At 71.7% G+C, this 24,462-nt stretch carries 19 protein-coding genes and 1 riboswitch; of the genes, 4 read left to right on the top strand and 15 right to left on the bottom strand.

What is annotated here, in order from left to right; translation table 11 throughout:
• Nucleotides 1–225: 225 nt before the first annotated feature.
• Nucleotides 226–2,043 carry a M1 family metallopeptidase gene (locus VLK66_RS18975; RefSeq protein WP_325311039.1) on the bottom strand — a complete coding sequence of 606 codons (1,818 nt, stop codon included), beginning with the start codon at nt 2,041–2,043 and terminating at the stop codon, nt 226–228.
• A 124-nt stretch (nt 2,044–2,167) separates the two neighbouring features.
• Here VLK66_RS18975 and VLK66_RS18970 point away from each other — a divergent pair, with 124 nt between their 5' ends.
• Nucleotides 2,168–2,668, top strand: coding sequence for a DUF4112 domain-containing protein (locus VLK66_RS18970; protein ID WP_325311038.1), 501 nt, complete (start codon nt 2,168–2,170; stop codon nt 2,666–2,668).
• A gap of 87 nt (nt 2,669–2,755) precedes the next feature.
• Here VLK66_RS18970 and VLK66_RS18965 read toward each other — a convergent pair whose 3' ends face one another.
• From VLK66_RS18965 to VLK66_RS18940, 6 genes are all read right to left on the bottom strand, one after another.
• The gene (locus tag VLK66_RS18965; protein ID WP_325311037.1) at nt 2,756–3,172 is read right to left on the bottom strand and encodes a VOC family protein; all 417 of its coding nucleotides are present in this window, start codon (nt 3,170–3,172) and stop codon (nt 2,756–2,758) included.
• A gap of 103 nt (nt 3,173–3,275) precedes the next feature.
• Nucleotides 3,276–4,367 carry an isoaspartyl peptidase/L-asparaginase gene (locus VLK66_RS18960; protein ID WP_325311036.1) on the bottom strand — a complete coding sequence of 364 codons (1,092 nt, stop codon included), beginning with the start codon at nt 4,365–4,367 and terminating at the stop codon, nt 3,276–3,278.
• 501 nt (nt 4,368–4,868) lie between these two features.
• On the bottom strand, nt 4,869–6,011 hold the full coding sequence (locus VLK66_RS18955) for a PQQ-dependent sugar dehydrogenase (RefSeq protein ID WP_325311035.1): 1,143 nt from the start codon (nt 6,009–6,011) through the stop codon (nt 4,869–4,871).
• Entirely contained in the window at nt 6,008–6,280 is a 273-nt protein-coding gene (locus tag VLK66_RS18950; protein WP_325311034.1) for a putative signal transducing protein, read from the bottom strand. Before VLK66_RS18950 ends, VLK66_RS18955 begins: the two co-directional genes overlap by 4 nt.
• Nucleotides 6,281–6,461: 181 nt before the next feature.
• Nucleotides 6,462–7,922 carry a 1-acyl-sn-glycerol-3-phosphate acyltransferase gene (locus tag VLK66_RS18945; protein ID WP_325311033.1) on the bottom strand — a complete coding sequence of 487 codons (1,461 nt, stop codon included), beginning with the start codon at nt 7,920–7,922 and terminating at the stop codon, nt 6,462–6,464.
• Between the two features lie 370 nt (nt 7,923–8,292).
• The gene (locus VLK66_RS18940) at nt 8,293–8,805 is read right to left on the bottom strand and encodes an LEA type 2 family protein (protein WP_325311032.1); all 513 of its coding nucleotides are present in this window, start codon (nt 8,803–8,805) and stop codon (nt 8,293–8,295) included.
• 707 nt (nt 8,806–9,512) lie between these two features.
• On the opposite strand from VLK66_RS18940, the gene VLK66_RS18935 reads away from it, so the two are divergent.
• Both VLK66_RS18935 and VLK66_RS18930 read left to right on the top strand, forming a co-directional pair.
• Nucleotides 9,513–10,466 (top strand): ferritin-like domain-containing protein, encoded by a 954-nt coding sequence (locus tag VLK66_RS18935; RefSeq protein ID WP_325311031.1) that lies wholly within the window; start codon nt 9,513–9,515, stop codon nt 10,464–10,466.
• Between the two features lie 12 nt (nt 10,467–10,478).
• Nucleotides 10,479–12,020: a hypothetical protein gene (locus VLK66_RS18930; RefSeq protein ID WP_325311030.1), complete on the top strand. Its 1,542-nt coding sequence runs from the start codon at nt 10,479–10,481 to the stop codon at nt 12,018–12,020.
• A 420-nt stretch (nt 12,021–12,440) separates the two neighbouring features.
• Here VLK66_RS18930 and VLK66_RS18925 read toward each other — a convergent pair whose 3' ends face one another.
• Complete coding sequence (locus tag VLK66_RS18925) at nt 12,441–13,295, bottom strand: hypothetical protein (RefSeq protein WP_325311029.1); 855 nt, start codon at nt 13,293–13,295, stop codon at nt 12,441–12,443.
• A gap of 240 nt (nt 13,296–13,535) precedes the next feature.
• Nucleotides 13,536–13,629, top strand: a riboswitch (cyclic di-GMP riboswitch).
• 10 nt (nt 13,630–13,639) lie between these two features.
• On the opposite strand from VLK66_RS18925, the gene VLK66_RS18920 reads away from it, so the two are divergent.
• A complete protein-coding gene (locus tag VLK66_RS18920) occupies nt 13,640–14,725 on the top strand; it encodes a glycoside hydrolase family 26 protein (protein ID WP_325311028.1) in 1,086 nt (361 codons plus the stop codon).
• 281 nt (nt 14,726–15,006) lie between these two features.
• On the opposite strand, the gene VLK66_RS18915 is transcribed toward VLK66_RS18920, so the two are convergent.
• The 7 genes from VLK66_RS18915 to VLK66_RS18885 all read right to left on the bottom strand — a co-directional run bounded on the left by VLK66_RS18915 (nt 15,007) and on the right by VLK66_RS18885 (nt 24,361).
• Entirely contained in the window at nt 15,007–16,125 is a 1,119-nt protein-coding gene (locus tag VLK66_RS18915; RefSeq protein WP_325311027.1) for a hypothetical protein, read from the bottom strand.
• Nucleotides 16,126–16,488: 363 nt separating this feature from the next.
• Nucleotides 16,489–17,013, bottom strand: a complete 525-nt coding sequence (locus tag VLK66_RS18910) for a YfiT family bacillithiol transferase (RefSeq protein ID WP_325311026.1) — start codon at nt 17,011–17,013, stop codon at nt 16,489–16,491.
• A 184-nt stretch (nt 17,014–17,197) separates the two neighbouring features.
• Nucleotides 17,198–18,718 carry a D-alanyl-D-alanine carboxypeptidase/D-alanyl-D-alanine endopeptidase gene (gene dacB / locus VLK66_RS18905; protein ID WP_325311025.1) on the bottom strand — a complete coding sequence of 507 codons (1,521 nt, stop codon included), beginning with the start codon at nt 18,716–18,718 and terminating at the stop codon, nt 17,198–17,200.
• A gap of 37 nt (nt 18,719–18,755) precedes the next feature.
• Nucleotides 18,756–19,307 (bottom strand): hypothetical protein, encoded by a 552-nt coding sequence (locus tag VLK66_RS18900; RefSeq protein ID WP_325311024.1) that lies wholly within the window; start codon nt 19,305–19,307, stop codon nt 18,756–18,758.
• Between the two features lie 296 nt (nt 19,308–19,603).
• Nucleotides 19,604–20,998, bottom strand: a complete 1,395-nt coding sequence (locus VLK66_RS18895; RefSeq protein ID WP_325311023.1) for an acyl-CoA reductase — start codon at nt 20,996–20,998, stop codon at nt 19,604–19,606.
• Nucleotides 20,999–21,129: 131 nt separating this feature from the next.
• Nucleotides 21,130–21,756 carry a hypothetical protein gene (locus VLK66_RS18890; RefSeq protein WP_325311022.1) on the bottom strand — a complete coding sequence of 209 codons (627 nt, stop codon included), beginning with the start codon at nt 21,754–21,756 and terminating at the stop codon, nt 21,130–21,132.
• Nucleotides 21,757–22,276: 520 nt separating this feature from the next.
• The gene (locus tag VLK66_RS18885) at nt 22,277–24,361 is read right to left on the bottom strand and encodes a hypothetical protein (protein ID WP_325311021.1); all 2,085 of its coding nucleotides are present in this window, start codon (nt 24,359–24,361) and stop codon (nt 22,277–22,279) included.
• Nucleotides 24,362–24,462: the final 101 nt, after the last annotated feature.

Below are 24,462 nucleotides of genomic sequence, written 5' to 3'. Positions count from 1 at the left end.
GAAGGATCTGTCGCCGGCCCGTGCGAAATAGCCGACTGTAGCGCATCCGACGTCGTAGATCTTCGCGCTGCGGCCAACTGTGCAGCCTCACAGCGTCCACGCACGCGATCGCCTCTGAAGTCCGCGAAGGCGGACTGCGTGCCGTTGTAGCCGCGACTTCAGTCGCATTTTCGCACACAGACTCACCCTCCGGCGCCCGCCCTGGGTCGCGGCCGGCTCGCCCGCCTACGGCAGCGGGAAGGTGTTGTTCGCGCGGTTGTAGTCGATCAGGATCCAGCGCGGGTCGACGACGACGGAGGCGGGCTTCGTGGCGGTCGTGAACGTCACCGTCTGGCTGCGCTCGCGCGAGGCGAGGCGGTGCGTCATCTCGCCCACCTGCACGTCCACGGGCATCCAGGCCGCGCCGTCGCGGCGGACCGTCACCGTCGTGCTCCATCTCCCATCGCCCAGCCGGCGCGTGGCGGCGTTCGCGACGGAGTAGTCCAGCCGGTCGGTGCGGCGGATCCACTGGTCCCAGAACCAGCCCAGGTCCTGCCCGCTCACCTCCTGCGCCACCTGCCGGAAGTCTTCCCCGGTCACGTGCTTGAACTGGTAGCGCCGCGCGTACTCGTGCAGCACGCGCTCGAATACCGGCGTGCCCAGGTGCTCGCGCAGCATGCGGAAGACGGCCGACGGCTTGGTGTACGTCATCAGGTTGTACATCCGCGGGTCGCTGAACGCCTCGCTGGGAAGCGCGAGGGGCTGCGTGGAGTCGGCGCGCTCGATGCGCTCCAGCGCCTGCATCGTCCCCGCCCACGGGTCCGGGGCGCCGGGAACGCCGCGGTTCTTCTCCTCCATGTACCAGCTGGTCATGAACGAGGTGAACCCCTCGTCCATCCATCCCTCCTTCCACTCGTTGCTCGCCAGGATCCCGTGCAGCCACTGGTGCGTGGTCTCGTGCACGATCAATCCCTCTCCCGCGCCGCCGTTCATCGTCATCATGGGGAACTCGGTGCCGCCGCCCTCGATGCGGTGCAGGTTGGTCAGCTGCGGCCACGGGTACGGCGAGAGCTTGCGCTGCAGCCAGGTGAGCGCGTCGTAGGTGCGGTGCGCGGCCTGGTTGTTGGCCCAGTCGGTGTCGGCGGGAAGGTAGAGGACATGGATGGTCGGCAGCCCGCGCGCGGTGGAGTCCGAGTCGCTGATCACCGCGCGCTGGACGATGTCGTGGCGGTATGCCGGATCGGCCGACCAGGCGAAGTGATGCACGTCCTCGGCGTGGAAGCGCACCCACTTGCGGCCGGCGGGCGGCTCGCTGCCGGTGATCAGCCCCAGCGGGAAGGCGCCGCCGCGGCGGTAGAAGCGCCGCTCGAAGTCCGTCACCGTGTAGCCCGCGTCGCCCACCACGTTCACGCCGGTGGCGCCGATCACCTGGTCGGCGGCCACGTCCAGCGTCACGTCGTACGAGGCGAACTCGCCGTAGAACTCGCCCTGCGGGAGCAGCGGATGCGCCTCCCACCCCCAGCGGTCGTAGACGGCCACGCGGGGATACCACTGCGCGAAGTCGTAGTGCCGCCCCGCGCGCCCCTGCCGCCGCGGCAGCGTGGAGAGCCGCGCGTCCCAGTCCATGTCCACGTCGACCGACGCGCCGGGCGCCAGGGGAGTGGGAAGCGGGATGGCGGCGACGGTGGAGTCCGGCGACAGCGGGTAGACGGGACGGATCGCCCGGCCGCCGATCTGGACCGAGGTGAAGCGCTCGTACGCGTAGTCGCCGGGTCCCAGCGCCTGGAACCGGTCGACGCCCAGCTGCATCTCCCGCCGTGCCCACGCGCTGTTGGGGCGGAAGGCGTTCAGGTGCTGGTGCACGTAGATCGTGTCGAGCGCGACCGGCGCGTGGTTGGTGTAGTGCAGCCGCGCGCGGCCGTGCAGCACCGACGTCGGCTCGTCCAGCCGCGCCTCGATGCGGTAGCTCACGCCCTGCTGGAAGTACGCGGGGTGCTTCTGCGCGCCGGCCGCCGCGGGCGCCAGCCAGGCCGCGGCGAGCGCGGCGGTGATCGGAAGTCTCATCCGCACGTGGGGGTTGGGGTTCGGGGCGCAACTTCGCCCGGCCGCGCGCGCGATGCAAGCGGCCGCGGCGCGCGCTGTGCGTAGCGGGTGTGCGGAAGCGGCCCCCAGATCCAAGGAGACGCGCGTGGCGACGGACCTCGGACCCGTGGACGAGAAGCGGGCGAAGCTGGTGCGGCGGCTGGACGCGCTGGCGCACCTGCTGGACAACTCCATCCCCATCCCCGGAACCGGCACGCGCTTCGGGCTGGACGCGGTGATCGGGCTGGTCCCCGGCTTCGGCGACGCGGCCGGGGCGCTGCTGTCGTGCTACTTCGTGCTCGAGGCGGCGCGGCTGGGGGCGGGTTTCTCCGTGATCCTGCGGATGCTGCTGAACATCGGGATCGAGACGGTGGTGGGTGCGATCCCCTTCATCGGCGACCTGTTCGACGCGGGGTGGAAGGCCAACGACCGCAACATGCGCCTCCTCCACCACGCCATCGATTCGCCCGACGCGGCGCGGAAGTCCAGCAAGCTCTTCGTCCTCCTCGTCTTCCTGCTGCTGGCGGCGGTGTTCGCGGGTATCCTGGCGCTGATCTGGTACGTGCTGCAGCTCGTCTTCAGCTCGGGAACGTGGACGGGGCGGTAGAAGAATCAGGGGTTCACGCGGAGAAGCGGAGCAGCAGAGTGAACTCGACTCCTCTGCCGCTCCGCTTCTCCGCGTGAGATTCTTTCCCTATCGTCCGAACGTCTCCTCGTCCTGAATCCCCCAGATTCGGGGCGTGCCGATCTCCACGCTGTTCCCCGCCGGGTCGCGGAAGTAGATGGATCGCCCGCCGCCGGGCCACTCCTTCTCCTGCTCGATCTCCACGCCGCTCGCGCGCAGGTGATCGCGCCAGCCGGCCAGCTCCGCCTCCGTCGCGGCGAAGCAGGCGTGGCCGGGGCCGCTCGCGCCGTGGCCGGGAATCACCCCGCCGCCCGCCGTCGCCTCCGCGTTGAAGACCAGGAAGACGCGCCCGCCACAGCGGAAGAACACGTGCCGCCCGTCCACCCGCGCGATCCGCTCCAGCCCCAGCACCCGCGTGTAGAAATTCTCCGTCGCGTCCAGGTCCCCGGCGTAGAGGCAGGTTTCGAGGATTTCGCGGGCGCGCATCGAAGTACGAAAGTACGGGGAGTACGAGAGTACGGAACTGCGCCTTCGGTAGATGAAAAGCCTCGGCCGCCAGCGAGGATGCGGCGGCCGAGGCTCGTTGGATCTACTGCTTGAAGATCTGGATCTGGATGGCGCCGCGGGCGTCGATGTGGCCGCGGTACATGCCGCTGGTGTTGAACGGCCACGTCCAGTTCCCCTGCCGGTCCATGGCGATGATCCCGCCGTCGCCGTTCTGGCGCACCAGCTGGCGCATGACCACGCTGTCGGCCGCCTGCGCCAGCGGCATGTGCCCGTACTCCACCAGCGCGCAGATCGACCGGGCCACGGTGTTGCGGATGAAGTACTCGCCGGTGCCGGTGGCCGAGACGGCGCACGAGCTGTTGCTGGCGTACGTCCCCGCGCCGATGATGGGTGCGTCGCCCACGCGGCCGTAGCGCTTCATCTGCGTTCCGCCGGTGGACGTCCCCGCGGCCAGGTTCCCCGCCTGGTCCAGCGCCACCGCGCCCACCGTGCCGAACTTCCGCTCGTCGGGCACCGAGTACGCGGGCTCCGGCGCCATCGCCCCGCGCCCGCTCGCTGCCCGCACGCTGTCGGCCGCGCGCTGGCGCTCCCACGACGCGCGGCGCGGGGCGGTGATGAAGTAGCTCTCGTCCTCCATCCGCACGTTCTGCTGGCGGCCGAACACCTCGGCGCCGTCGCCGATCATCATCACGTGCGGGCTCTTCTCCATCACCAGACGGGCCAGGGAGATGGGGTTGCGCACGTGGTGCACGCCCGCGACCGAGCCCGCCGCGAGCGTGGAGCCGTCCATGATGGCCGCGTCCATCTCGGGATGGCCCTCGGCGTTCAGCACCGCGCCCCTGCCGGCGTTGAAGAGCGAGTCGTCCTCCATCACGTTGATGGCCGCCTGCACCGCGTCCAGCGAGCGGCCGCCGCGCTGCAGCACCGCGTATCCGGCGCGGAGCGCGCGCTCCAGCCCCGCGCGGTAGGCCGCCTCGCGCTCGGGCGTCATCTGCTCGCGCGTGATGGTGCCCGCGCCGCCGTGGATCACCATCCCCCAGCGCGGCTCCTGCCCGTACGCCGCCGACCCGGCCGGGAGCGCTGCGGGCGTGGACGCCGGCGCCTGCGCGGAGGGCGCGCACGCGGCGAGAGCGGCCAGGGCGAGCGGAAGGGCGAGCCGAGGTATGTTCATCATGGGCATCTTGGGAGTGCGTCGCCGCGCAATTGCATCAGCCGCGCGGCAGGTTTTCGGGCGTGTGGGAGCGAGGGAGATAGGGCCGCAAACGGCGAGCCGCAAGGGAGGGGGCTCGTCATCGCCATGCCGCGGCGGGGCGTGGCTTCGCCGCCGGCCTGAATGGAAGTTCCGGGCGCAGCCGGTCACCGGCGACTGAAGTCGCAGCGTCGCAGCAACAACTACGGGAAGCCTCGCAAACTGCGCGAGGCTGTTCGGCTCGGCGACCAGTTCCGGCTCCAGAGGACGCCTCCCTTTCGTTCATCGTGGTCGCGCGTAGTGCGGTGTTCGACTCAGGAAAACGTCCCTTTTGCGCTTGCGCTAAACGACGCGCCGAGAAGTCCGCGAAGGCGCCGCGAAGGCGGACTGCGTGCCGTTGTAGCCGCGAGTTCACTCGCATTTTCGCGCCACACAACACCCCGCGGAGCTCCTCCGGGAGGGCTCGGCCACGGCTCGCTCCTGACGCTACTGCGCGGGCGCCAGCTTCAGCACGCGGCCGGCGGAGGTGGTGATGTACAGCTCGTGGCCGGCGTCCTGGCCGAAGGAGGTGATGCTGCCGACGTCGCCCACGTCCCACTCGCGGCGGTCCAGCACCTGCGCGCCGTCCCAGCGGAAGGAGCGGAGCCAGCCCTTGCAGTAGTCCGCGTAGAAGTAGTGCCCCTGCACGGCGGGGATGGCGCTGCCGCGGTAGACGAAGCCGCCGGTGATGGAGCATCCGTCGTCGTGGCTGTACTCCAGCACCGGCAGCGTCAGCCCCTGCTGCACGCACGACGACGCGTTGTAGCAGTGCATCGCCTCCATCAGGTTCCAGCCGAAGTTCAGCCCGCCCTGGTTGGCGCGGACCACGTCGACCTCTTCCCACTGGTTCTGCCCCACGTCGGCCACGTACAGCAGCCCGCTCGGCGCGTCGAAGGCGAAGCGCCACGGGTTGCGCACGCCGCTGATCCAGATCTCCCCCCGCTTCCCCGTCTGCCCGGCCAGCGGGTTGTCGGCGGGGATGGCGTACGGCTGCGCGCCGTCCACGTCCAGCCGCAGGATCTTGCCGAGCAGCGCGGCCAGGTTCTGCCCGTTCCCCTGCGGGTCGCCGCCGCTGCCGCCGTCGCCCATCCCCACGTACAGCTTGCCGTCGGGGCCGAACATCACCAGCCCGCCGTTGTGGTTGGCGAACGGCTGGGCAACGGTGAGAACGAGCTGCGCGCTCGCCGGGTCGGCGCGGTTCGCATCCGCGCTCACGTGGTAGCGGACGATGCGCGTGTCGCCGTCGCGGTCGGTGTAGTCGACGTAGAAGAAGCCGTTCCGGGCGTAGTTGGGATGGAACGCCACGGAGAGCAGACCGCGCTCGCCGCCGCTGGTGATCAGCGCGGAGACGTCCAGGAACGGCGTGGACACGAGCTGTCCGTTCTGGACGATGCGGATCTTCCCGGTCTGCTCGACGACGAAGAGGCGCGCGTCGCCCGGCGGCGAGGTGGCGTAGACCGGCGAGCTGAGCCCCGACGCCACCTCGGCCAGGCGGATGCCGTTGGCGGGGATGGGCGGCGGCTGCGTGTCCGACGGCCCGCCGCGTCCGCAGGCGGCGATCAGGAGCAGGGCGGCGATGCGTGCGCTCATGCGGGCTCCTCCAAGTCCTCGTCTTCCTCTCCGCCGTCGGGGACGAATCCCTCCAGCACGCCGCGGGCGTCGGCCTCGCGGTGCCAGGGAACCATCACCTTCACCCCGTACATCGAGTAGCCCTGGTACCCGGCGCCGAAGATTCCCACGTGCGCGCCGGTGACGCGCGCGGGGATCCCGGCTTCCTGCAGCGTGGCGGCCGCGAAGTCGGCCTCGAGCACGGCGCCGAACTCCGCCACCACCACCCAGGGCTCGGTGCGGTCTGTCATGCGGTCCTTTGTGACGCTGCTTCGTGGAGATCCGTTCCCCCGAATGGTAACCGCCGCCGCGGGAGAGGACAAAGGGTGCGGGGTAGCAGATCGGAACGGCGGGTTGCACGCGGAGAAGCGGAGCAGCGGAGAGAACTCCTCCGCTGCTCCGCTTCTCCGCATTGAAACCACGATCTTTCGCCTACGCCGGCGCCGCGACGGGCTCGGCGATCCCCACCGGCATCGCGACGGAAACGGGGCGGAGCGGGAGGAGGTGGGCGATGGAGTTGGCGTAGTATGCCAGCACCGCCAGCTCGGACGGGGCCGCGCAGAACAGCCCGTCTTCCTCGCGGACCAGGTGGCGCAGGGTAAGCATGCGCAGCCCCACCGTCACCGCGTAGTCCATGTCCTTCCGGGGGATGTAGACGCGCCCGCCGGCCGCCTCCAGCTCGTCGATCAGGTCGCCGACGCGTGCCTTCAGCTCCAGCTCGCTGAGCGGCCGGGCGGGGTCGCGCACGAACACCGTGGCCACGAGCGAGACGGGTACCACGGGAACGACGTCGCCCACCGCGCGCATCAGGTCGGCGCCCAGCGCCTCGACGGCGGCGTGGCGCTCGTCCTTCCCCATCGCACGGAAGTCGATGCCGTGCCCGGCGCAGTACGCGCGCATGGAGACGGGGGTGCCGAAGTTGGCGCAGGCGTAGCCGAAGCGGTGCCAGCGGCTGCGCGCCATCAGCATCACGTTGCGCCCGGCGAAGCGCAGCGCGTTGGCCGCCGCCGCCATCGGCCGCGGCTTCGCGCGCTCGGGCTGCAGATCGAGCAGGAGCGTCCGGTCTTCCAGCGTGCGGTCGTAGTTGATGCCGACGGGGATGAACACCAGGTCGCGCTCGCCCGCGGGGTCGAAGGCGCGGAGAATGTAGTCCAGCAGCCCCAGCTTCGGCCGGCGGAGGCGGCCGTCGCGCGTCAGGCCGCCCTCGGGGTACACGGCCTGGGTCACGCCGGCGGCGGTCGCCATTCCCACGTAGCGCTCCAGCACGCGGCGGTACAGCTCGTCGCCGCTGTTGCGGCGCACGAAGTAGGCGCCCATCGAGCGGATCAGCGCCTGCAGCGGCCAGACGCGCGCCCACTCGCCCACCGCGTAGCTGAGCGCCGCGCGCTTGCTGGCCAGGTAGCCCACCAGCACGTAGTCCATGTTGCTGCGGTGGTTCATCACGAAGACGACCGTGCTCCCCTTCGCGATCCCGGCGAGCCCGGCTTCGTCGCTGTAGCCCAGGCGCACGCGGTACAGGAGCCGCGCGAACCGGCGCGCCGCCCAGTAGCCGATGCGGAAGTACAGGTACGCGTTGAAGGCGGGCACGATCTCGCGGGCGTAGCGCTCCACGCGCTCCATGGCCACCTCGCGCGGCATGCCGTGCTCGCGGGCGAACGCGTCGGCGGCCTGCACCACGCGCGGGTCGTACATCAGCCGGTCGATCAGCACCTGCCGGCGGGTGAGGTTGAACTGGGGGATCTCGATGGGGAGGCGGGTGTTGATCTCCTCGATCACGCGGTTCGTCCGCTGCCGCACGATCCAGCGCACGCTGGGCACCATCAGCCGGTCCAGCGCCGCCCACGCGGCCAGCAGGACGATGACGACGAAGAGCCACAGCGGCAGGGTGATCATAGGGGACAGGGGACAGGGGACAGGGGACAGGGGACAGGGGACAGGGGACAGGGGACAGGGGACAGGGGACAGGGGACAGGGGACAGGGGACAGGGGACAGGGGACAGGGGACGGCGGACCTTCGGCGCGGCTTCTCCCCCGGTGAGTACAGGATAGGCGGGGCGGCGGAGAGGTCCAAGACTGACGAAACGGATGCGGCGGCGCCCGGACTTCGGGAGCGCCGCCGCTGGTGTTCTTCGGCCGCATCCACAACGTCGAACTATCGACATCGGGCTGGACGCCATCGATCCCTCCCCCGCATCCATCTTCGCGAGATTCTTCCCCGCGCCCCCGCCTCGATCTTCCGTCCCTGTCCCCTGTCGCCTGTCCCCTACCGCGTCACCCGCGCGCTGCCCGAGAGCAGGTTCATCGGCCCGAAAGTGGGCTGGCCGAGGACGCCGGCGTCGACGCCCACGGTGCCGTTCAGCGCGTAGCGGATGGACTGGCCGGTGGCGGCGCGCAGGATCACGTCGGCCAGGCCGGGGATGTCGTTGAAGTTCACGGTGATGTCCAGCGGCACCATCACGTCGCCGTTGGCCTGCAGCGGAACGCCCAGCGGGAAGTCCACCTGCGCGGCGCTGCGCCCCTCCAGCTGCAGCCCGCCCGCCAGCCGCGCCAGCGTCAGCCCGATGGGGTTGGGGTTGCGCACCCGCGCGTACAGCCGCAGCGCCGCTCCGCCCTGCGGATGCCCGAAGCCGGGCCCCACCAGCCGCAGCTGCGGCTGCTGCGAGTTGTCCACACTGAACTGCGGCGCCTGGATCCCGAGCTGCGCCAGCGTGGCGCACCCGGACAGCAGCGGCAGCGCCAGCAGCAGGCTCGCGCGCCTCAGACTCTTCATCGCCATCGTCGGTCTCCCTCGTCCGGGTTCATCCGTCACTCCGCACCTTCGCACCGTCGCATATCTCGCACTCGCACCTTCGCACGCTTGCAGTCGCACTCTCCCACTCTCGCGCGTCTCGCCGGGTGCGCGTCCGACGCCTCGCGACGCCCTCACCCCGCGCCGGAGGGCGCGACCTCTCCCGTTCCGGGAGAGGGTGGCTGTCCAGCATCCGCGCGCTTCCGAACCTCACTCGCACGGACGCGGCGGCAAGCCTGGCCGGGCGGGCACGATGCCGAAGTTCGAGCGCCATCCTCGCCAAGCTACCTCTCCCGGTACGGGAGAGGTGGACGGCCTAACCTAAGCCGACCGGAGAGGGCGTGATGCCGCGGAGTCGCGCCGAAGCCAATCCCGCACTTCGGGTGGTGCCGTCCTCTCCGCCGGGGCACCCCCGCAACTCCATGCGCCGCATCCGCATCCGTGTTTCCATCCCCCTCTTGCCACAGCCGTGCCACGCCGCTCCCCATCGTCCCTCCACCCGCGTTTCCCCGGGCGATTCTCCCCCCAGACGCCCGCAAATCTCCCGCATGTGCGCGAGGCGTGCCGTGGAATGATTGGTGCATCCCGGCGTCGGCTCCCGTCCCCGCGCGGCTACACGCGCGCGCCGCGGCGGAGGACGGCCGGATGGAGTACGGAGACGGCAACACACCGCCTGCTGCACAAGGAGGAACCTGGTGGACACGCAACTGACCGGCATGGGAGGGACGCACGCGCCGGCGCTCCAGGAAGTGCTGGACGGGCTGAACGACCTGCTCCAGCTGGACCACGACGCCGTGGCCGCGTACGACGTGGCCATCGCCAAGCTCGAGGACCGCGACCACGCCGACCAGATCGCCGGCTTCCGCCGCGACCACGAGCGCCACATCCGCGAGCTGAACGAGGTGGTGGCGCGGTTGGGCGGCACGCCGGCCAACCACCCGCACGCCACCGGGCCCTTCAAGACCGCGCTGCAGAGCCTGGGCGGGCTGGCCGGCGACAAGGGGCTGCTGATGTCGTTCCGCACCAACGAGCTGCAGGTGCGCACCAAGTACGACGGCTACGCCAGCAAGGCCATGCTCTGGCCCCCCGACGTGAAGCGCGCCATCGACGGCGCCGCGCTGGACGAGGAGCGGCACTACGCGTGGGTGGCCGGGGTGCTGCAGCGCATGGGCGTGGGCGCCGGCGAGGTCGAGGACGTGCACGCCATGAATGCCGCCCGCGAGCGCGCCAACGTGCATGGCGGCGTGGTGGAGCATGCCAAGGACGCCGTCTCCGGCGCCGCCGCGGCGGTCGGCGGGGCGGTAAGCGGCGCCGCGTCGAGCGTGGCGGGCACGGTGGGCGGCGCGGCCTCGTCGGTGGGCGACACGGTGAGCGGCGCGGCGGGGAGCGTGGCCGACCGGGTGAGCGGGCTGGCCGGGTCGGTGCGCGACGGCGCCAGCCGGGGCGCGGACGCGGTGCGCAACCGCGTGGCCGGGCTGCTGGACACCGGGGAGGGGCCGCTGGCCGGCGCCCGCGGTTACGTGGACACGGCCCGCGGCGGCGTGCAGAGCGCGGCGGGGAGCTTCGAGGGACGGGTGCGCGAGAAGCCGCTCCAGACGCTGCTGCTGGCCGGCGTCGCGGGGTTCGTCATCGGCCGGCTGCTTCGCTAAGGAGAACCGCACATGGCTGACTACCGCAACGACGACGACCGGACGCTTCCGGGGGGTCCGGGAATGAACCGCGTTCCCGAGACCGATCCCGAGCACCTGATTCCCGAGCACACGCACGCCGCGCCGCTGGGCACCATCGGCGCGCAGGTCACGCCCGACGATCCGCACCAGGTGCGCGGCGAGATCGAGCGCACCCGCGAGCGGATGTCGCAGACCATCGACCAGATCGAGGGCGCGCTGCTCCGGAAGAAGGAAGAGATCAACGACAGGCTGGACTTCACCTCGCCCGTGCGCGAGCGCCCGTGGGCCTTCGCGGGCGGCGTGTTCGGCGCGGGGCTGGTGCTGGGTCTCCTCACCGGCGGCGGGAAGAATCGCGACGAGGACGAGGACCGCGAGCACGTGAAGATCCCCCGCGCGCTGCTGGAAGGAATTGGCCTTGAGCCCATCGCCACCGGCGCCGGGAACGGCCGCGGCGGCGGCTCACGCGAGTGGGAGGACCGGTCGCGCGAGCTGATGCAGGTGGTGGCGCGGCAGGAGGAGGAGATCCGCGACCTGCGCGCCGCCGTCTACGGCGAGGAGGTCTGGGACGTGGACGCGCTCGGCACGGAGGACCTGGACGCGCCCGAGTCCATCGGCGAGGTGGACCTGGACGCCGAATGGGACGAGGACTGGAACTTCAACGACGAGGGCGACGACTTCCAGGACTTCGAGGCGCTGGGGCTGGAGGAGGAGGGCGGCGGGATCAGCAAGCCCATCGCCGGCCTCATCGCCGCGGGGGTGGCGGGGATCGTGGGCGGGCTGGCGAAGAAGTACCTGGGCGGCAGCGGCGGCGACGAGGGGGACATGCGGGTGGAGGTGGACCTGGAGCCCCGCGGCGGCGCCAGCGTGGTGGACGACTACTCCGGGCACTACACCGCCAGCGGCGTGGTGGACTCGCAGGCGGCCATGCGGCGCGAGACGGCGCGGTCGCGGCCCCGCCCGGCTCCGGCCCCGCCCCGGTCGCAGGCGGAGCGCGAGCGCGAGCACCACTACCAGTACACCGGCCGCCCGCCCTCGTACGGCCGGCCGGTGGAGGTGGAGGTCGATCTCGAGGCGGCGCCCGAGCGCGGCTACAGCCGTCCCCGCCGCGGGCTGCACGCGCCGGAGATGAGCCCGCTGGCCGGCGCCGTGGCGGTGAGCGCGGCGGTGGCCATCAGCGGGCTGGTCGCGCGCATCCTGCACAACCGCGGCGAGCGGGAGCAGGAGATGGACGTGGAGGTGGAGCTGGAGGAGCGGCCGGCGTATCGCCCGTCCGCCCCGCCGCGCACGCAGCCGGCGATGGGGACGCAGCCGTCCGCCGGGCCGATGGAGGTGGAGGTCGAGCTGGAGTCGCGCGGGCAGGCCGCCGGCTACACCGAGGCCCCCGAGTATCCGCGCACCGCCCAGCCCCAGGGCGACGGCGACATCCAGGCGGAGGTGGACCTGGAGCCCCGCGCCGGGGAGCAGCGGCCCTTCCGCGGCGAGGAGCCGGGGACGGGGCAGGGCGGCCTTCCGTCGCAGCCCCCGCTGATGTGAGCGGACGGCGGTGACGGACGCGCGAGAGGGCGCCGGGGATTCGCTCCCCGGCGCCCTCTCGTCATCGCCCTCTCTCCGTCGTCCCGACTCCCGGCGAGGTGTCCGGCCACGGATCCGCGGCGCACGTGCGAGCCTCGCCCACAGATCCTCCGGCCTGCAACCGTTCGTGCGAAGGGGAACGACAGTGTGGCCGGCCTGAATAGAAAGTTCGCGGCCTGGCCCCCCACCGGCGACTGAAGTCGCAGCAACAACTACGGGAAGCCTCGCAGACTGCGCGAGGCTGATCCGCTCATTCTGTGGCATCAGCGCTCACGACCACTGTCCTTTCATCCTCCGTGGTCGCGCGCAGCGCGGTGTTCGACTCAGGATGACGTCTCTCTCCGTGCGTCGGGAACGCACGGGTGATCGGCCGGTCCGGCGTCAGTTGTCGTTGCCGCCGAAGGGCGAGAGGGTGACGCCGGCGGGCGGGCCCTGGTTCACCGCCACCGAGGTGACGATCTCGTCCAGGATCATCTCGTCGCGCTTCACCAGCCCCTCCATCACCTCCAGCATCTGCCGCATGCTCTCGCGCTCCTCGCCGGAAAGGCCGGCCAGCACGGCGCGGCCCTGCGCGATCGTCTGCGTGGCCGTGGCGCTGTCCGGCCCCAGCACCTCGGCGCGGATCCCGCGGATCTCCAGGTGGCGGCGATACGGCAGCTGCATCCCCTTCACCGGGCGCCAGTCGCCGAACTGCATCACCATGCTGCCGGGGGCGCCGCCGGAAACCGTCTCGATCTCCAGGCGCCGCGTCAGCAGGGTGGTGGTGTCGAAGTGCAGGCTCAACCGCCGCGGCACCATCCTGCCCGCGTCCGGCGCGTCCTCGGGGGCAAAGCTCATCGTCACCACGTGCGACGGCGCGCCCGAGGTTCCCGACACGCCGTCGTAGGTGAGCGTGCCCATCGACTCGGGCATCTCTTCCTCGCCCTCGGGAAGCGTCTCCATCATGAGCAGCAGCTCGTCGGCCCATCCGGTCATCTCCGCCGCGGAGCTGCCCATCTGGCCCACGCCGCCGGACTGCGCGCGGAAGGCGCCCGACTCGTCGCGCGAGACGTAGCTCACCACGCTCTGCCCCATCGTCTTCAGGGTCAACGTGTAATTCTGCACCCCCGCGGAGCGCGCCTTCGCGCGGGCCGACACGGCGTGCAGGATCTGCAGGGGCGTGCGCGCCTGCGCCGCGGCGGGCGCGGCGATGGCGAGCGCGGCGGCGACGGCGAGGCTGGTGCGAAGGCGGATCATGGTGGGTGGCTCTCTTTCTTTCCGGACTGCGGAATCGCCGGGCGGGAATGCCGCGCGAGGGAATTCGGACGCGCGAAAGCTAACTCCGCTTCGCGTCTCCATGAAGATGGACTGCTACAGGCGGGTGTCGCAGATCCGGGGAAGTATTGACCTAACCTATTGTGTTGATTAGATTTGGTGCGTTGCGCGGGATCCTTCCCGCGACGTGTGCCCGGACCTCTTCAGGATAGCCGGGCGCACCTCCGACAAAGGCAAACCCGCCGAAAGGCGGGGACGCAAAGTTCCGAGGCTAAAGACGGGCATTCCGCCCGTCCACGCCGGTCGAGCCGCCGAAGAGGTGATCCATGACGATCTCCGCCCCCCGTGGGAGCGGACGCGTTCTCGCGTTCGCGCTTCCCCTCGCCACCGCCGTTCTCGCGCTCCCGCACCCCGCGCGCGCCGCCACCGTGCCCGCGGGTGGCGAGGCGACGTACGCCGCGCCCGGCTTCGACCGCCCGTTCTACGTGGGCGCCTACCTGGGCGAGTCCGCCACGCGGACCGGCCGCGTGGAGCAGGGGATCGACGCCTTCGGGCGCCTGACCGGCAAGCGCCCGGCCTTCGTGAAGCTCTTCCAGACGCTGGACGGCGACTACTCGCGCGGCGGGTGGGCGGGGCAGCTGGTGCGCCAGGTCTCCGGCGCGGGCTCCACGCCCTACCTGGCGCTGGACCTGAAGTGGAGCGGCGCCCCCGGCCGGGGGATCCTGGCCGCGATCGCCGCCGGCCGCGCGGACCGCCAGATCGCCGCGATGGCGCGCGGGCTGGCCGGCGCGGGGACGGTGCTGATCGAGCCGGGGTGGGAGATGAACGGGCGCTGGAGCTACGCCTGGCAGCCCGCCGCCAACGGCGACGCCGCCGCGCCGGCCGCGTACCGCGCCGCCTTCCGCCGCATCGTGGAGATCTTCCGCCGGCAGGGCGCGCGCAACGTGAAGTGGGTGTTCGCGCCGAACGTGGGGAACCCGCTGACCAACGCGGCCACGGGGCCGGGGCACTGGAACTGGTACGGCAACTACTATCCCGGGAACGACGTGGTCGACTACCTGGGGCCGCACGGGTACAACGGGCCCAGCGTGTGGGGCGGCGCGTGGCAGGGCTTCGACCAGGTGTTCGACGACGCCGACGCCGACAACATGCTGGGCGACCTGGAGCGCCGCTTTCCGGGCAAGCCCATCATCATCGGCGAGTTCGCCACGCAGGAGGCACGCGGGTACGACAAGGGGCGGTGGATCGAGCAGGCGTTCCAGGCCATGCGCCGCCACCACAGCGTGATCGGCGCCATCTGGTTCAACACCCGCAAGGAGGCGGACTGGCGCATCGAGAGCAGCGCCAATTCCGTGCAGGCCTTCCGCGCCGTGATGGGCGACCGCAACGTGCGCACCTCGTTCGCGGGGTGATGCGGTCTCCCGGAACGACTGGGATGGTGAGAGCGGCGGCCCTCGCGGGGCCCTCACCCGAAAAATGGAGAAGGGGCGAGACAAAACAGCCGTCTCGCCCCTTCTCCATTTTTCGACCTCTCCCAAAACAACCTGGGAGAGGTAAACAGAAAGACGTCATCCCTGAGGCCGGCCACACCGTCGTTCCGCCGGCGCGACTGGTTGCAGGCCGAAGGATCCATAGGCGAGGTCGCACGTGCGCCGCGGGATCGCACTTTCGATCGCGCCGGGGGGGATGGATCTCAGCGCGTGCGGATCGCGGAGAGGAGCTCGTCCATGGCGATGGAGCAGCCGCGCGCCTCGGCACCGCGCGCGCGGCCCAGGACGCGGAAGCCGGCGTGGGTGGTGAAGCCCAGGTCCGCGGTCTGGATCGCCATCACCGAGTTGAGGTTTGCCAGGTCCCAGTGGCGCAGCACGCCGACCTCGCCGTGCGGGAGCGGGCGCAGCGTCTCGGGGTCGGCCGCCTGCGTGCGCACCCACGACGGGCCGACGTGCAGGCGCCCGGACGGCGCGAGGGCGCTTCCCGCGGCGCCGTCGTAGAACTGCGAGCTCATCTCAGTCATCCCGTACTCGTTCACGCACCACGCGGGGGCGATGCCGAGCCGGTCCTCGATCGCGGCGTACAGCTCCTCGCGGGTGACCTCGCGCGAGCGGCCCTTGAAGCCGCCGGTGTCCATAACCCGCGAGCCTTCGGGGAGATGGAACTGATCGCCGGCGGCCGCGAGCGCGTCGAGCCAGTGCACGAACGCGAACGCCGTCCCGGGGATGCAGACGGGTGCGCCGTCGGCCTCGGCGGCGCGGAGGGCGTCGCGCAGGCGGTCGCCCGCGATGCCGCCGTCGGGGGTGACGAACCCATCGCTCCCCGGCGCCGCGAAATCGCGCATCACCTCGCCGATCATGTGCGAGAGCGACGAATCCGGCAGATCGGCGGGGGAGGGGACGAGCGAGAGGATGCGCGGACGCGCGCCGTCGGGCAGCAGGTGCGCGGAGAAGCCCGCCCGCAGGGCCGCGTCGTACAGGGCGAGATCGGGGACGATGTGCGTGCCGCGGCGCTCGCTTCCCTGCGTGGTGCCGCTGGTGCGGAAGGTCGCCGCGGCGGAGGACGGGTCGCCGCAGACGAGCGCGGTCGCCTTGAACGCGTCGGTGGGGACGGCGGGGACCTCGGCCCAGCCGCGCACCGTCTCGGGCGTGGCGCCGCGGCGGTCGCAGAAGGCGCGGTACGGGGCGTTGCACGCGTACTGGTGCGCGAACACGCCGAGGGCGAGCGCGTCGAACTCCGCCTCGTCCAGCGGCGCGTGCGCGCCCCGGGCGATAACGGACAGCAGGCGCTGCTTCAGCTCGCTCGCGTCGGTGGTGGCCAAGTCGATCTCCGTGCGGACAGGCCTCGTACCAGATCTGAAATCAGCTGTGCATAACAGACGCATGGAGATGACGTCATCCTGAGGCCGGCCACACCGTCCTTGCCTCTGCAAGAGCGATTGCAGGCCGAAGGATCGCGCGAGGTCGCACGTGCGCTTCCGGACTGCACGATCGATCCTCCAAGCCGGTATCCGTGCCTCACTTCCCGCTGACGTGCGAGGCCGGCTATGGATCGATCCTTCGGCCTGCAAGTCTCAGCGCGAACGTGAGTTGCGGTGTGGTCGGCCTCAGGATGACGTCATCAAGGGGAGGGCGGCGTGGTGTGATCCTCTCCTCCTTCCCGCCCTCGCCATCTTCCGACCGCCCTACCAGCCCTCGCGCTGGCGGAGGCTGGTGATGTGGGCCACGTGGTGGCGGCCGTGCCAGGCGTACAGGCCGAGCGCGTTCTCGATCGTCACGTCGCCCCACTCGGGGTGGCGGAAGGTGCGCTTCCACTGCGTCTCGTCCAGCCCGCGGAGGACGGCGATCCAGCGCTGGTGCAGCGTCTCCAGCAGCGTCAGCGAAACGTCGGCGGGGAGCTCGGCGTCCGGCAGCCTGGCCCACTCGGCTTCCTCGTACGTCTTGATGGCGGGCGAATCTTCCGTCAGCGCCAGCTTCATCCGGACGTACGCGTTCATGTGGCTGTCGGGGACGTGGTGCACCACCTGCCGCACCGTCCACCCGCCGTCGCGGTAGGGCGTGTCGAGCTGCGCCTCGCCCAGCCCCTGGACGGCGGCGCGGAGGCGCGCGGGCGCGTCGGCCACCTGCGCGACCCACTCGTCGCGCTGCTGGCGGGTGATGGAATCCATCAGCTCGTACCGGCCGACCGGAAAGCGCAGGTCGTCGTTCATCGCATCCGCTCCGTCGTCGCGTGTGGGTGGCATCCAGCCGCGCGACAAACGTACGCGGCGCCCCGGCGCGGCGCGAGACGACAGATCTCCATCTTCCGGGGCATCACAGATCGGGGGAGAAGACGAGCCTTCCGTCTTCTCCCCCGATCTTTCGTCATCTCCCCAACCCGATGGGAGACGCGGCCTACCGCGTGTAGCTGGCCAGGAGCACGCCCAGGTTCTGCTGGATGCCGCGCGCGCCCGAGGTGTTGCGGCCGTTGTAGAGCATCGAGAACACCACCCGCTCGCCGCCCGCCGTCTTCACGTACCCCGAGAGCGAGCGCACGCCGCGGATGTAGCCCGTCTTGGCGTGCAGGTTCCCGGCGGCCGGCGTGCCCACGAACAGGCGGTTCAGCGTGCCGTCCGGCTGGCCGGCCACGGGGAGCGACTCGTGGAACAGCTTCGACCACCGCTGCTGGTCGGCCCAGTTCAGCGCGCTGACCAGGGCGTAGGCGCTCGTCCGGTTGTCGGCCGAGAGCCCCGAGCCGTCGGCCTGGAAGAGCTGCCCGAAGGGAATGCCCGCGTGCTGGTGGTAGAAGTTGGCCGACGCCGGGCCGCCCTTGGCGTAGCTCCCCTCGCCGGTGGACTTCGCGACCGCCGCCTTCCAGAAGTGCTCGGCGAAGAAGTTGTCGGAGTGGCGGTTGGCCTGGGGGATCATCTCGCCCAGGGTGATGGAGTAGTGGCGGTGCACCAGCCTGGCGCTCTCGGGCGTCTTCCCCAGCCGCACGGGGCCGGACACGGTGACGCCCGCCTCCTGCAGCGCCTGCCGGAGCGCCGCCGGGGCCAGCAGCGCCGGCTCGTTGGCGCCCACGCCGTAGCGGTTGCCGCGCCCGCCCGCCGCGCCGCGCACGATGATGGTGTCGTTGTCGGGCTTGCGCGCCGCCATGGCCCGCCCGCCGCGGCTGGTCCACACCACCGGGATCTCGGTGAGCTGCGGCGTGGTGCGGATGGCGCCGCCCTCGATCTGCACCCACAGCATGTTGCGGCTGAAGGGAAGGCCGCTCACCGTGGGCGCGTACTGCGCGGCGCCGTTGCCGGTGTCGTTGGGCCAGCTGGGCCCGTGGTGCTTCCCGTCGTCGATGGTCGCGTCGCCCACGATGGAGCCGTCGATGCGGGTGATCCCCTTCGCCTTCAGCGCCTGCGCCATGATCCGCGGCGTCTTCATCACGTCGCGGTCGTACTCCGGGTAGCCGAACGCCGGGTCGCCCGAGCCGCGCAGCACCACGTCGCCCTTCAGCACCCCGCCCTCCACCGGGCCGGTGACCAGCACGTCGGTGGGAAAGCGGTGGCCGGGGCCCAGCATGGTGAGCGCCCAGATGGTGCTGTACACCTTGTTGTTCGACGCGGGGATGCGCACCTGGTCGGCGTTGATGGCGAACAGCGTCTGCTGCCGGTCGATGGAGTACGCCATGAGGCTCCACCCCTCGCCGTTGCCCACGATGGCCTGCGCCTGCGCCTGCAGCGGCCCGTCGGCGGCGGTCGACGCGGCCGCGGGGATGGTGCGGATCCCCCCCGGCGCGGGCGCCTCGGCGGCCACGGCCTCGGCGGCGCGCATGCGGGCGGCGTCGGAGATGGCGGTGGCGCGGGTGCCGTAGACGGCCATCCCGCCCCCCGCCGCGGCGAGGACGAGCGCGGAAGCCGCCAGGGTGGTACTGCTGAACTTCATGGGTACGTCTCCAGTTCGGTTCGGGTGCGCGGGCGCGTCAGGCCACGGCCGGGCGCGGAGTGCCGTCGGCCGCCGCGGCCGGTGCGGGCGCGGGTGCCGCCACCGCGGGGGGCGGCGCCGGCGCGGCCACGAGCGTGGCGTCCGAAACGGTGTCGGCCACGGGCCGCGACGCGGCGCCGGCCTCGGCGATCTCCTCCAGGATCATCTGCTGCAGGCGGAACGACGAGCGGGTGTTCTCCTCCACGTCGATCAGCAGCTCGAACAGCCCGGCCGCGGCGAAGAGGACCACGGTGATGACGATCGCTCCCACCAGCAGCGCGGTGTTCTGCGAGGCGCTGGCGCGGCTGTCGCCCAGCCCGGAGAAGAAGACCAGCCCGCCGATCAGCAGCACGATGATGCCCAGGAAGCGCATCACCCCCAGCAGCATCCGGAAGCTGCCGTAGCGCTGCTCCACCCCGGCCAGGCGCCGCGGCGCGCGCCGCTCCTTGAGCAGCGCGTGGCAGTTGGGGCACCGCTCCACGGTGGGGTCCTCGACCGTGGTGCCGCAGTGGGTGCACTGTACGGGAGTGCTGAACAGATGAAGGGACATCGCAGGGCCGCCGGGTTCGCGTTCGCGTCAGGGTGCAGGTACCCATTCCGGGAGCAACGCCCGTGCCACGGAAATCGTTTCCGGCTGAGGGGTTACACGCGCATGCAGAGGGTGTGTCGAGGACGGATTTCGCGGGCGAAAACTGCTTCTCCCACGGGACTCAGTTGGCTTGGCGACACCGGCGCTTCGAAGCCCCCGGTGATGCGTTCGGGCTACCTCTCCCGGTACGGGAGAGGTGGACGGCCTCGGCCGGCCGGAGAGGGCGCGGTGCCTCGGATTCGAGCCGACCGCCGCCCTCACTCCTCCCAGTCGCACCAGCGGACGAGCGAGCGCAGCGGCGGGCGCCCGTCGTGATGCCACCAGGGCGGCGGCCACGCCATCTTCCCGAGCGGCGCGATCCGGCTCGCCCCCAGCCGCCCGAGCGCGGCGGCGAGATCCCCCGCCTCCTCGGCTGACGCGGCGACGCCGACGGTTTGCAGCACCTCCGCGTAGGCGGCTACGAGCGGGGGGATCTCCTCCAGCGCGGCGACGGGCTTCACGCGGACGACGCGGTTCAGGCACGAGGCCTCGAACGCCGGCTCGGGATCGTAGACCACCGTCCACGCCGTCCCCTCGGCCGACGCGTGGAGATCGAGGCCGGCCGCGAACTCGGCGTGGCCGCGGAGCTGGCGGATGGCCGATGCCTCGCTGGGCGACAGGGTGCCGCGCGGCAGGTCGCGCTCGACGGATTCCATCTCCCGCGCCAGCATCGCCGCCCAAGCCCGCGGGCTCACATCTCCCCCTTCTTCCGCGTAGAAGACGTGCGGAGAGACGCATCCCTGCTGGTCGAACGTCGATGCGTCCAGCGCCGCCGCGCGCGCCACGTCCCCCGCGTGCTCCGCCGTGAGCCGGCCCCGGGCGACGATGCCGAAGGAGAGCCTGGGACCGTACGCCAGGAACCGCGCCTCGGCCGGCGCTTTCGCGCGGATGGCCGTCACCGCGTCGCGGCCGCCGTAGACGATCACCGCGTCGGCGTGCTCCAGCGCGGCGCGCTCCAGCTCCTCGTCGCCGCCGTGCCAGTAGGTGACGGCGATGCAGGCGCCCAGCTCCGCGTCCTCCTCCGCGACGGCGCGGGCGAAGAGGGCGGGGAGAAGGGGCTCGCCGACGGCCGTCTTCCCCAGCGTGGCCGCCTTCACCAGCAGCGAGCGGACGATGGAGGTGACCGCCACGCCCGGCACGTTGCCGCTGAAGACGTGGGCGGCCAGGCGCGGCCCCATCGCCATCCGCCTGCCGTGGCCGCGCGGCGCCGGGCGGAAGCCGTCCAGCACGCGCGGATCGCCCAGCTCGGAGCGCAGCAGCTCGCGGAGCGGGGCCGCGCGCCAGTCCGCCGCCATCCGGTCCAGCACCCGGCCCACCATCGCGGGCGAGTAGTGGGTGATGGCCGGGAGCGCGCCCTCCGCCGTCCGCCGCAGCTCGTCCGCGGGGTCCAGCAGCCGCGCGGCCACCCGGTCGATCACGGCGACGATCTCCGCCACCGGCCGCCCGGCCAGCGCCCGCTCGCGCGCCTCGCCCAGCGCGCGCACCTGCTGGCGCAGCAGCGCGGGCGTAAGCCGCGGCACGCGGATCTCGAATGCGCCCTTCCCCCGCCCGTACGACCAGGTGGTCGTGGGGACGTGCGGGAGGCCGGGGAGGTGGAAGGCGTCGATGACCACGGTGCGAGAGTGCGAGAGTGCGAAAGTGCGAAAGTGCGCCCGAAGATACCATCCACCGCGGGCGGACGCAGGACGGCGCCGGGGCGAGACATCTACCCGGCGCCGTCATCGTCCCGATCCGTCAGTGACCGTCAGCGGCGCCGGCGGCGGGACTTGTTCACGGCGGCGGGGGTCGGACGCACGTCCGCGGGCTGCGCGCCCCGGTGCCGCTCCACGCGCTGGGCGGCGAGGTAGGCCACCGTGTCCCACGCGTTGTGGATGCCGATGAACAGCAGGAGAAGCGTCACTCCGCCCACGATGAACAGCGCGTCGCCGATGTCGCGCTCCAGCAGCGCCGCGCAGGCGATGGCGCCGCCGTACGCGACGAGCGGGAGGACTACGTGCCAGATCCAGTCCTCCAGCACCGGCCGGTACGCCGCTTGGCGCCGCGCGCGGAGCAGGGTGATGGCGGCGTACACGAAGCCGCCGCCCCCGGCCAGCAGCAGCGTGGTGCGCAGCGGGCCCAGCGACCGCCACGGCGCGGCGATCAGCGCGGAGAAGAGGAGCGCGGCCGCGAAGTGCACCACGGTGGGCGTGCCGAAGGCGGTGATCGAGTCGGAGGTGACGTTGGGCCCGTCCTCCGCCGTCCGCGGATTGCCGTCGCTGATCAGCGTCACCACCACGAACTGCAGCCCGGTCAGCGCCGAGGCCGCCGCGCCCGTGATCACGTAGAAGCTCTCCCAAGGCACCAGCGCTTCGCCCACGGTGCTCTCCAGCATCGCCCCCTCCCCGGACGGAGTCCCTTCGTCCCGCATCCCCGCCGCACAAACTACATCCCCGCGCAAGAAAGCAGAATGCGCCGGGAGGAGCATCTCCCCCGGCGCAGGCTTGCTTTCTCGGAAGGCGAATGAATTCGCGGCAACAACAGCACAAAGTCCGCCTTCGCGGGCGCCTTCGCGGACTCGCGCGGCACCCTCGTGGCGCACTCCAGTGAAGTGCACAGAGACGTCATCCTGAGGCCGGCCACACCGTCGTTGCGTCCACACGAATGACGGCAGGCCGAAGGATCTATAACCAGTCGCCGCACGTGCGCTGCGGGATCGCGCCGATCTGCGCAGCCCGGCATCAGCGCGAAAGGCGAACGGACGTGCGGCCGCGGCTATGGATCCTTCGGTCGCGTTCGCGTTCAGCGTGGCCGCAGGTTGCGGTGCGACGCTCCCTCAGGATGACGTCCTGTGCGGGGTTCCGCCGATCGTTGCGTGACTCAGCACTCAGCACTCAGCACTTGGCTCCTCGCTTCTACAGAAAATCCCAGAAGCTCGGGTTCGCCTCGATGATCAGCTCCCAGTGGCCGCCGCTGCTCAGGCCGCGGGCGACATCCACGCGCAGGATGTCGTAGAAGATGCCGACGCCGGCGCCCGCGCTGAAGATGGGCCGGTCCAGCGGCTGCGCGCCCCACGCGGTGAGCGCGGCGCCGCCCGGTCCCCCGGCGTCCGCCCAGCCGGCGGCGCCCAGCAGCCGCCCGCGGATCCACGGCGACCACAGGTCTGCGGCGGCGGTGATGCGCAGCGTGGCGAAGCGGTCGCCGCCGTACGCGCGGAAGGCGTAGCCGGGCACCGTCCCCCGCCCGCCGATCAGGTACAGCGCCTGCCGCGGCAGCGTCCCCGCGGCGGCGCCGGCGCTCAGCTCCACGTCCAGCCGCGCGGAGTTCGGGCTCCATCGCCGCGTGACGCCGAGATCGATGCGGGGGCGCACGAAGTCGAATCCCCCGCCGCTGGCCAGGTGCCCGCCGTCCGCGCCCAGCGTCATCGTCCACCCCAGCGCCTTGCCCGAAGGCGACGCGTGCGTCACCGCCACGGCGCCACCGTACATCATCCCCTCGTCGATCGGGAAGACGGGGCGGAAGTCGCCGCCCGCGCTGACGGAGGTCTCCAGCCGCGCGCTGCGCTGGTCCTCCACCCGCCCGGTGAACGTCCCCGTCCACCCGGCCAGGACCCGCCGCTGCAGCTGGAGGCTTCCGCCGCTGGCGTAGAACAGGTCCGAGTAGTCGCGCCCGGCCAGCGCCGACGACAGCGTGTTCATCGCCCCGCTGATCACCGGGCCGACGCCCACGTCGCGCGGCTGGTTCAGGAACGCCGAGCCGCCCAGGCGGAATCGCGGCTTCGTCAGCGTCGCGTCGGCGCGGGCGAGCGGGTGCATGGGCCCGAACGCCCAGCCGCCGTACAGCTCCGTGGCCACCTGCTCGCGCGGGGCGGAGCGCACGCCGAAGCCCACGGCCAGCCCCTCCGCGCGGTTGTAGCGCGCGACGGTGGACGCCGCGGGGATGTCGAAGCGCGTCGTGGGCAGCCCGCTCAGCGCGTGCTCGCGGATGAGCTCGGCGGCCTCGCGGCGCACCTCGCCCAGCTCGCGCTCGGGGCCGATCCCCTGCTCGTGCATCTCCGCGTCGATCGGCTTCTCGAAGGCGAAGCTGCGCGCCTGCGACGGGGCCACGGAGACCACGCGCGGGCCGCCGAAGCGCCAGTCCGGCAGGTTCTGGTTGAAGCGGTAGCCGGTCACCGTCATGGTCCCGCGGATCACCCCGCCCGCGGGAAAGCCCAGCTCCGGCAGCTGCCGCCGGATCTCCACCTGCTGCCGGTTGGGAAGCCAGAAGCGCCCCTTCCACAGCCCGTTTTCCAGGGAGATGTTGATGTAGTCCAGCTCCCGGTCCACGTAGCTGCTGCGGGTGAAGGTGAACTCCATCCGCACGATGTCGCCGCCGCGCTGGTCCACGTACACGGCGCCCACCAGCGCGTGCTGCGACGAGTCCTTGGGCCGCACGTCCACGCGGTAGACGCGCACCGGGTCGCCCGAGCCGGGAACGCGGATGGAGAGCGAGTCCGACAGGCGGTAGTCGTAGAAGCGCTCGGCGCCGGGCGCGGCGGGGTGCAGCACGTCGCTCACCTCGTCGCCGTCGCCGATGCGGATGCGGTCGCCGAAGTTGTCCTGCACCACGGCCAGGTGGTCCAGGTGGTAGTGGATGTTGGTGGGCAGCGACTTGCGGTCGCGCAGGCCCACGATGATCTGCTTCGTCTGGTTGGGCGCCTTCCAGAACACCTGCAGCGCCACCTGGTCGGTCTTCACCAGCGTGCGCTCGTCGATGTCGCGCCGGTCCAGGTAGAAGTAGATGTAGCCGCGCGCGTCGGCCTGGTAGTCCACCATCCCCGTGTCGCTGAGCGACTGCGTGCGGCGGGTCTGCGCGCGCCCCACCAGCTCCAGCGCGCGCGCGGTGTTCCACGCGCCGCTCCCCGGCTGCGGCGGCGCCACGGCGGCCGTGTCCTGCGCGGGCAGCGGCCGTGCGGCGAAGGCCGCCAGCGCGGCGGCCGCGAATGCGAATCGTGCTCTCATGAAGGGCAAGATATCGGCTCCCATCCCCGGAACGGAACCGGGTCCGCGGCGTGCCCGGACCCGGTTGGTGCTCTGCTGGCCGTCGATCTGCCGCGCGGCGC

It is taken from the genome of Longimicrobium sp. (assembly GCF_035474595.1).
Taxonomy (GTDB): domain Bacteria; phylum Gemmatimonadota; class Gemmatimonadetes; order Longimicrobiales; family Longimicrobiaceae; genus Longimicrobium.
The sequence above is the reverse complement of the archived record's forward strand: the minus strand, read 5'-3'. Positions and strand labels throughout refer to the sequence as shown.

Excerpts from the sequence above, each read along its gene's own strand:
- VLK66_RS18885 (WP_325311021.1), bottom strand. The coding sequence starts at position 24,361 with ATGAGAGCACGATTCGCATTCGCGGCCGCCGCGCTGGCGGCCTTCGCC.
- VLK66_RS18950 (WP_325311034.1), bottom strand. The coding sequence starts at position 6,280 with ATGACAGACCGCACCGAGCCCTGGGTGGTGGTGGCGGAGTTCGGCGCC.
- VLK66_RS18965 (WP_325311037.1), bottom strand. The coding sequence starts at position 3,172 with ATGCGCGCCCGCGAAATCCTCGAAACCTGCCTCTACGCCGGGGACCTG.
- VLK66_RS18955 (WP_325311035.1), bottom strand. The coding sequence starts at position 6,011 with ATGAGCGCACGCATCGCCGCCCTGCTCCTGATCGCCGCCTGCGGACGC.
- dacB (WP_325311025.1), bottom strand. The coding sequence starts at position 18,718 with ATGAAGTTCAGCAGTACCACCCTGGCGGCTTCCGCGCTCGTCCTCGCC.
- VLK66_RS18960 (WP_325311036.1), bottom strand. The coding sequence starts at position 4,367 with ATGATGAACATACCTCGGCTCGCCCTTCCGCTCGCCCTGGCCGCTCTC.
- VLK66_RS18920 (WP_325311028.1), top strand. The coding sequence starts at position 13,640 with ATGACGATCTCCGCCCCCCGTGGGAGCGGACGCGTTCTCGCGTTCGCG.
- VLK66_RS18930 (WP_325311030.1), top strand. The coding sequence starts at position 10,479 with ATGGCTGACTACCGCAACGACGACGACCGGACGCTTCCGGGGGGTCCG.
- VLK66_RS18975 (WP_325311039.1), bottom strand. The coding sequence starts at position 2,043 with ATGAGACTTCCGATCACCGCCGCGCTCGCCGCGGCCTGGCTGGCGCCC.
- VLK66_RS18910 (WP_325311026.1), bottom strand. The coding sequence starts at position 17,013 with ATGAACGACGACCTGCGCTTTCCGGTCGGCCGGTACGAGCTGATGGAT.
- VLK66_RS18940 (WP_325311032.1), bottom strand. The coding sequence starts at position 8,805 with ATGGCGATGAAGAGTCTGAGGCGCGCGAGCCTGCTGCTGGCGCTGCCG.
- VLK66_RS18890 (WP_325311022.1), bottom strand. The coding sequence starts at position 21,756 with ATGCTGGAGAGCACCGTGGGCGAAGCGCTGGTGCCTTGGGAGAGCTTC.
- VLK66_RS18925 (WP_325311029.1), bottom strand. The coding sequence starts at position 13,295 with ATGATCCGCCTTCGCACCAGCCTCGCCGTCGCCGCCGCGCTCGCCATC.
- VLK66_RS18945 (WP_325311033.1), bottom strand. The coding sequence starts at position 7,922 with ATGATCACCCTGCCGCTGTGGCTCTTCGTCGTCATCGTCCTGCTGGCC.
- VLK66_RS18900 (WP_325311024.1), bottom strand. The coding sequence starts at position 19,307 with ATGTCCCTTCATCTGTTCAGCACTCCCGTACAGTGCACCCACTGCGGC.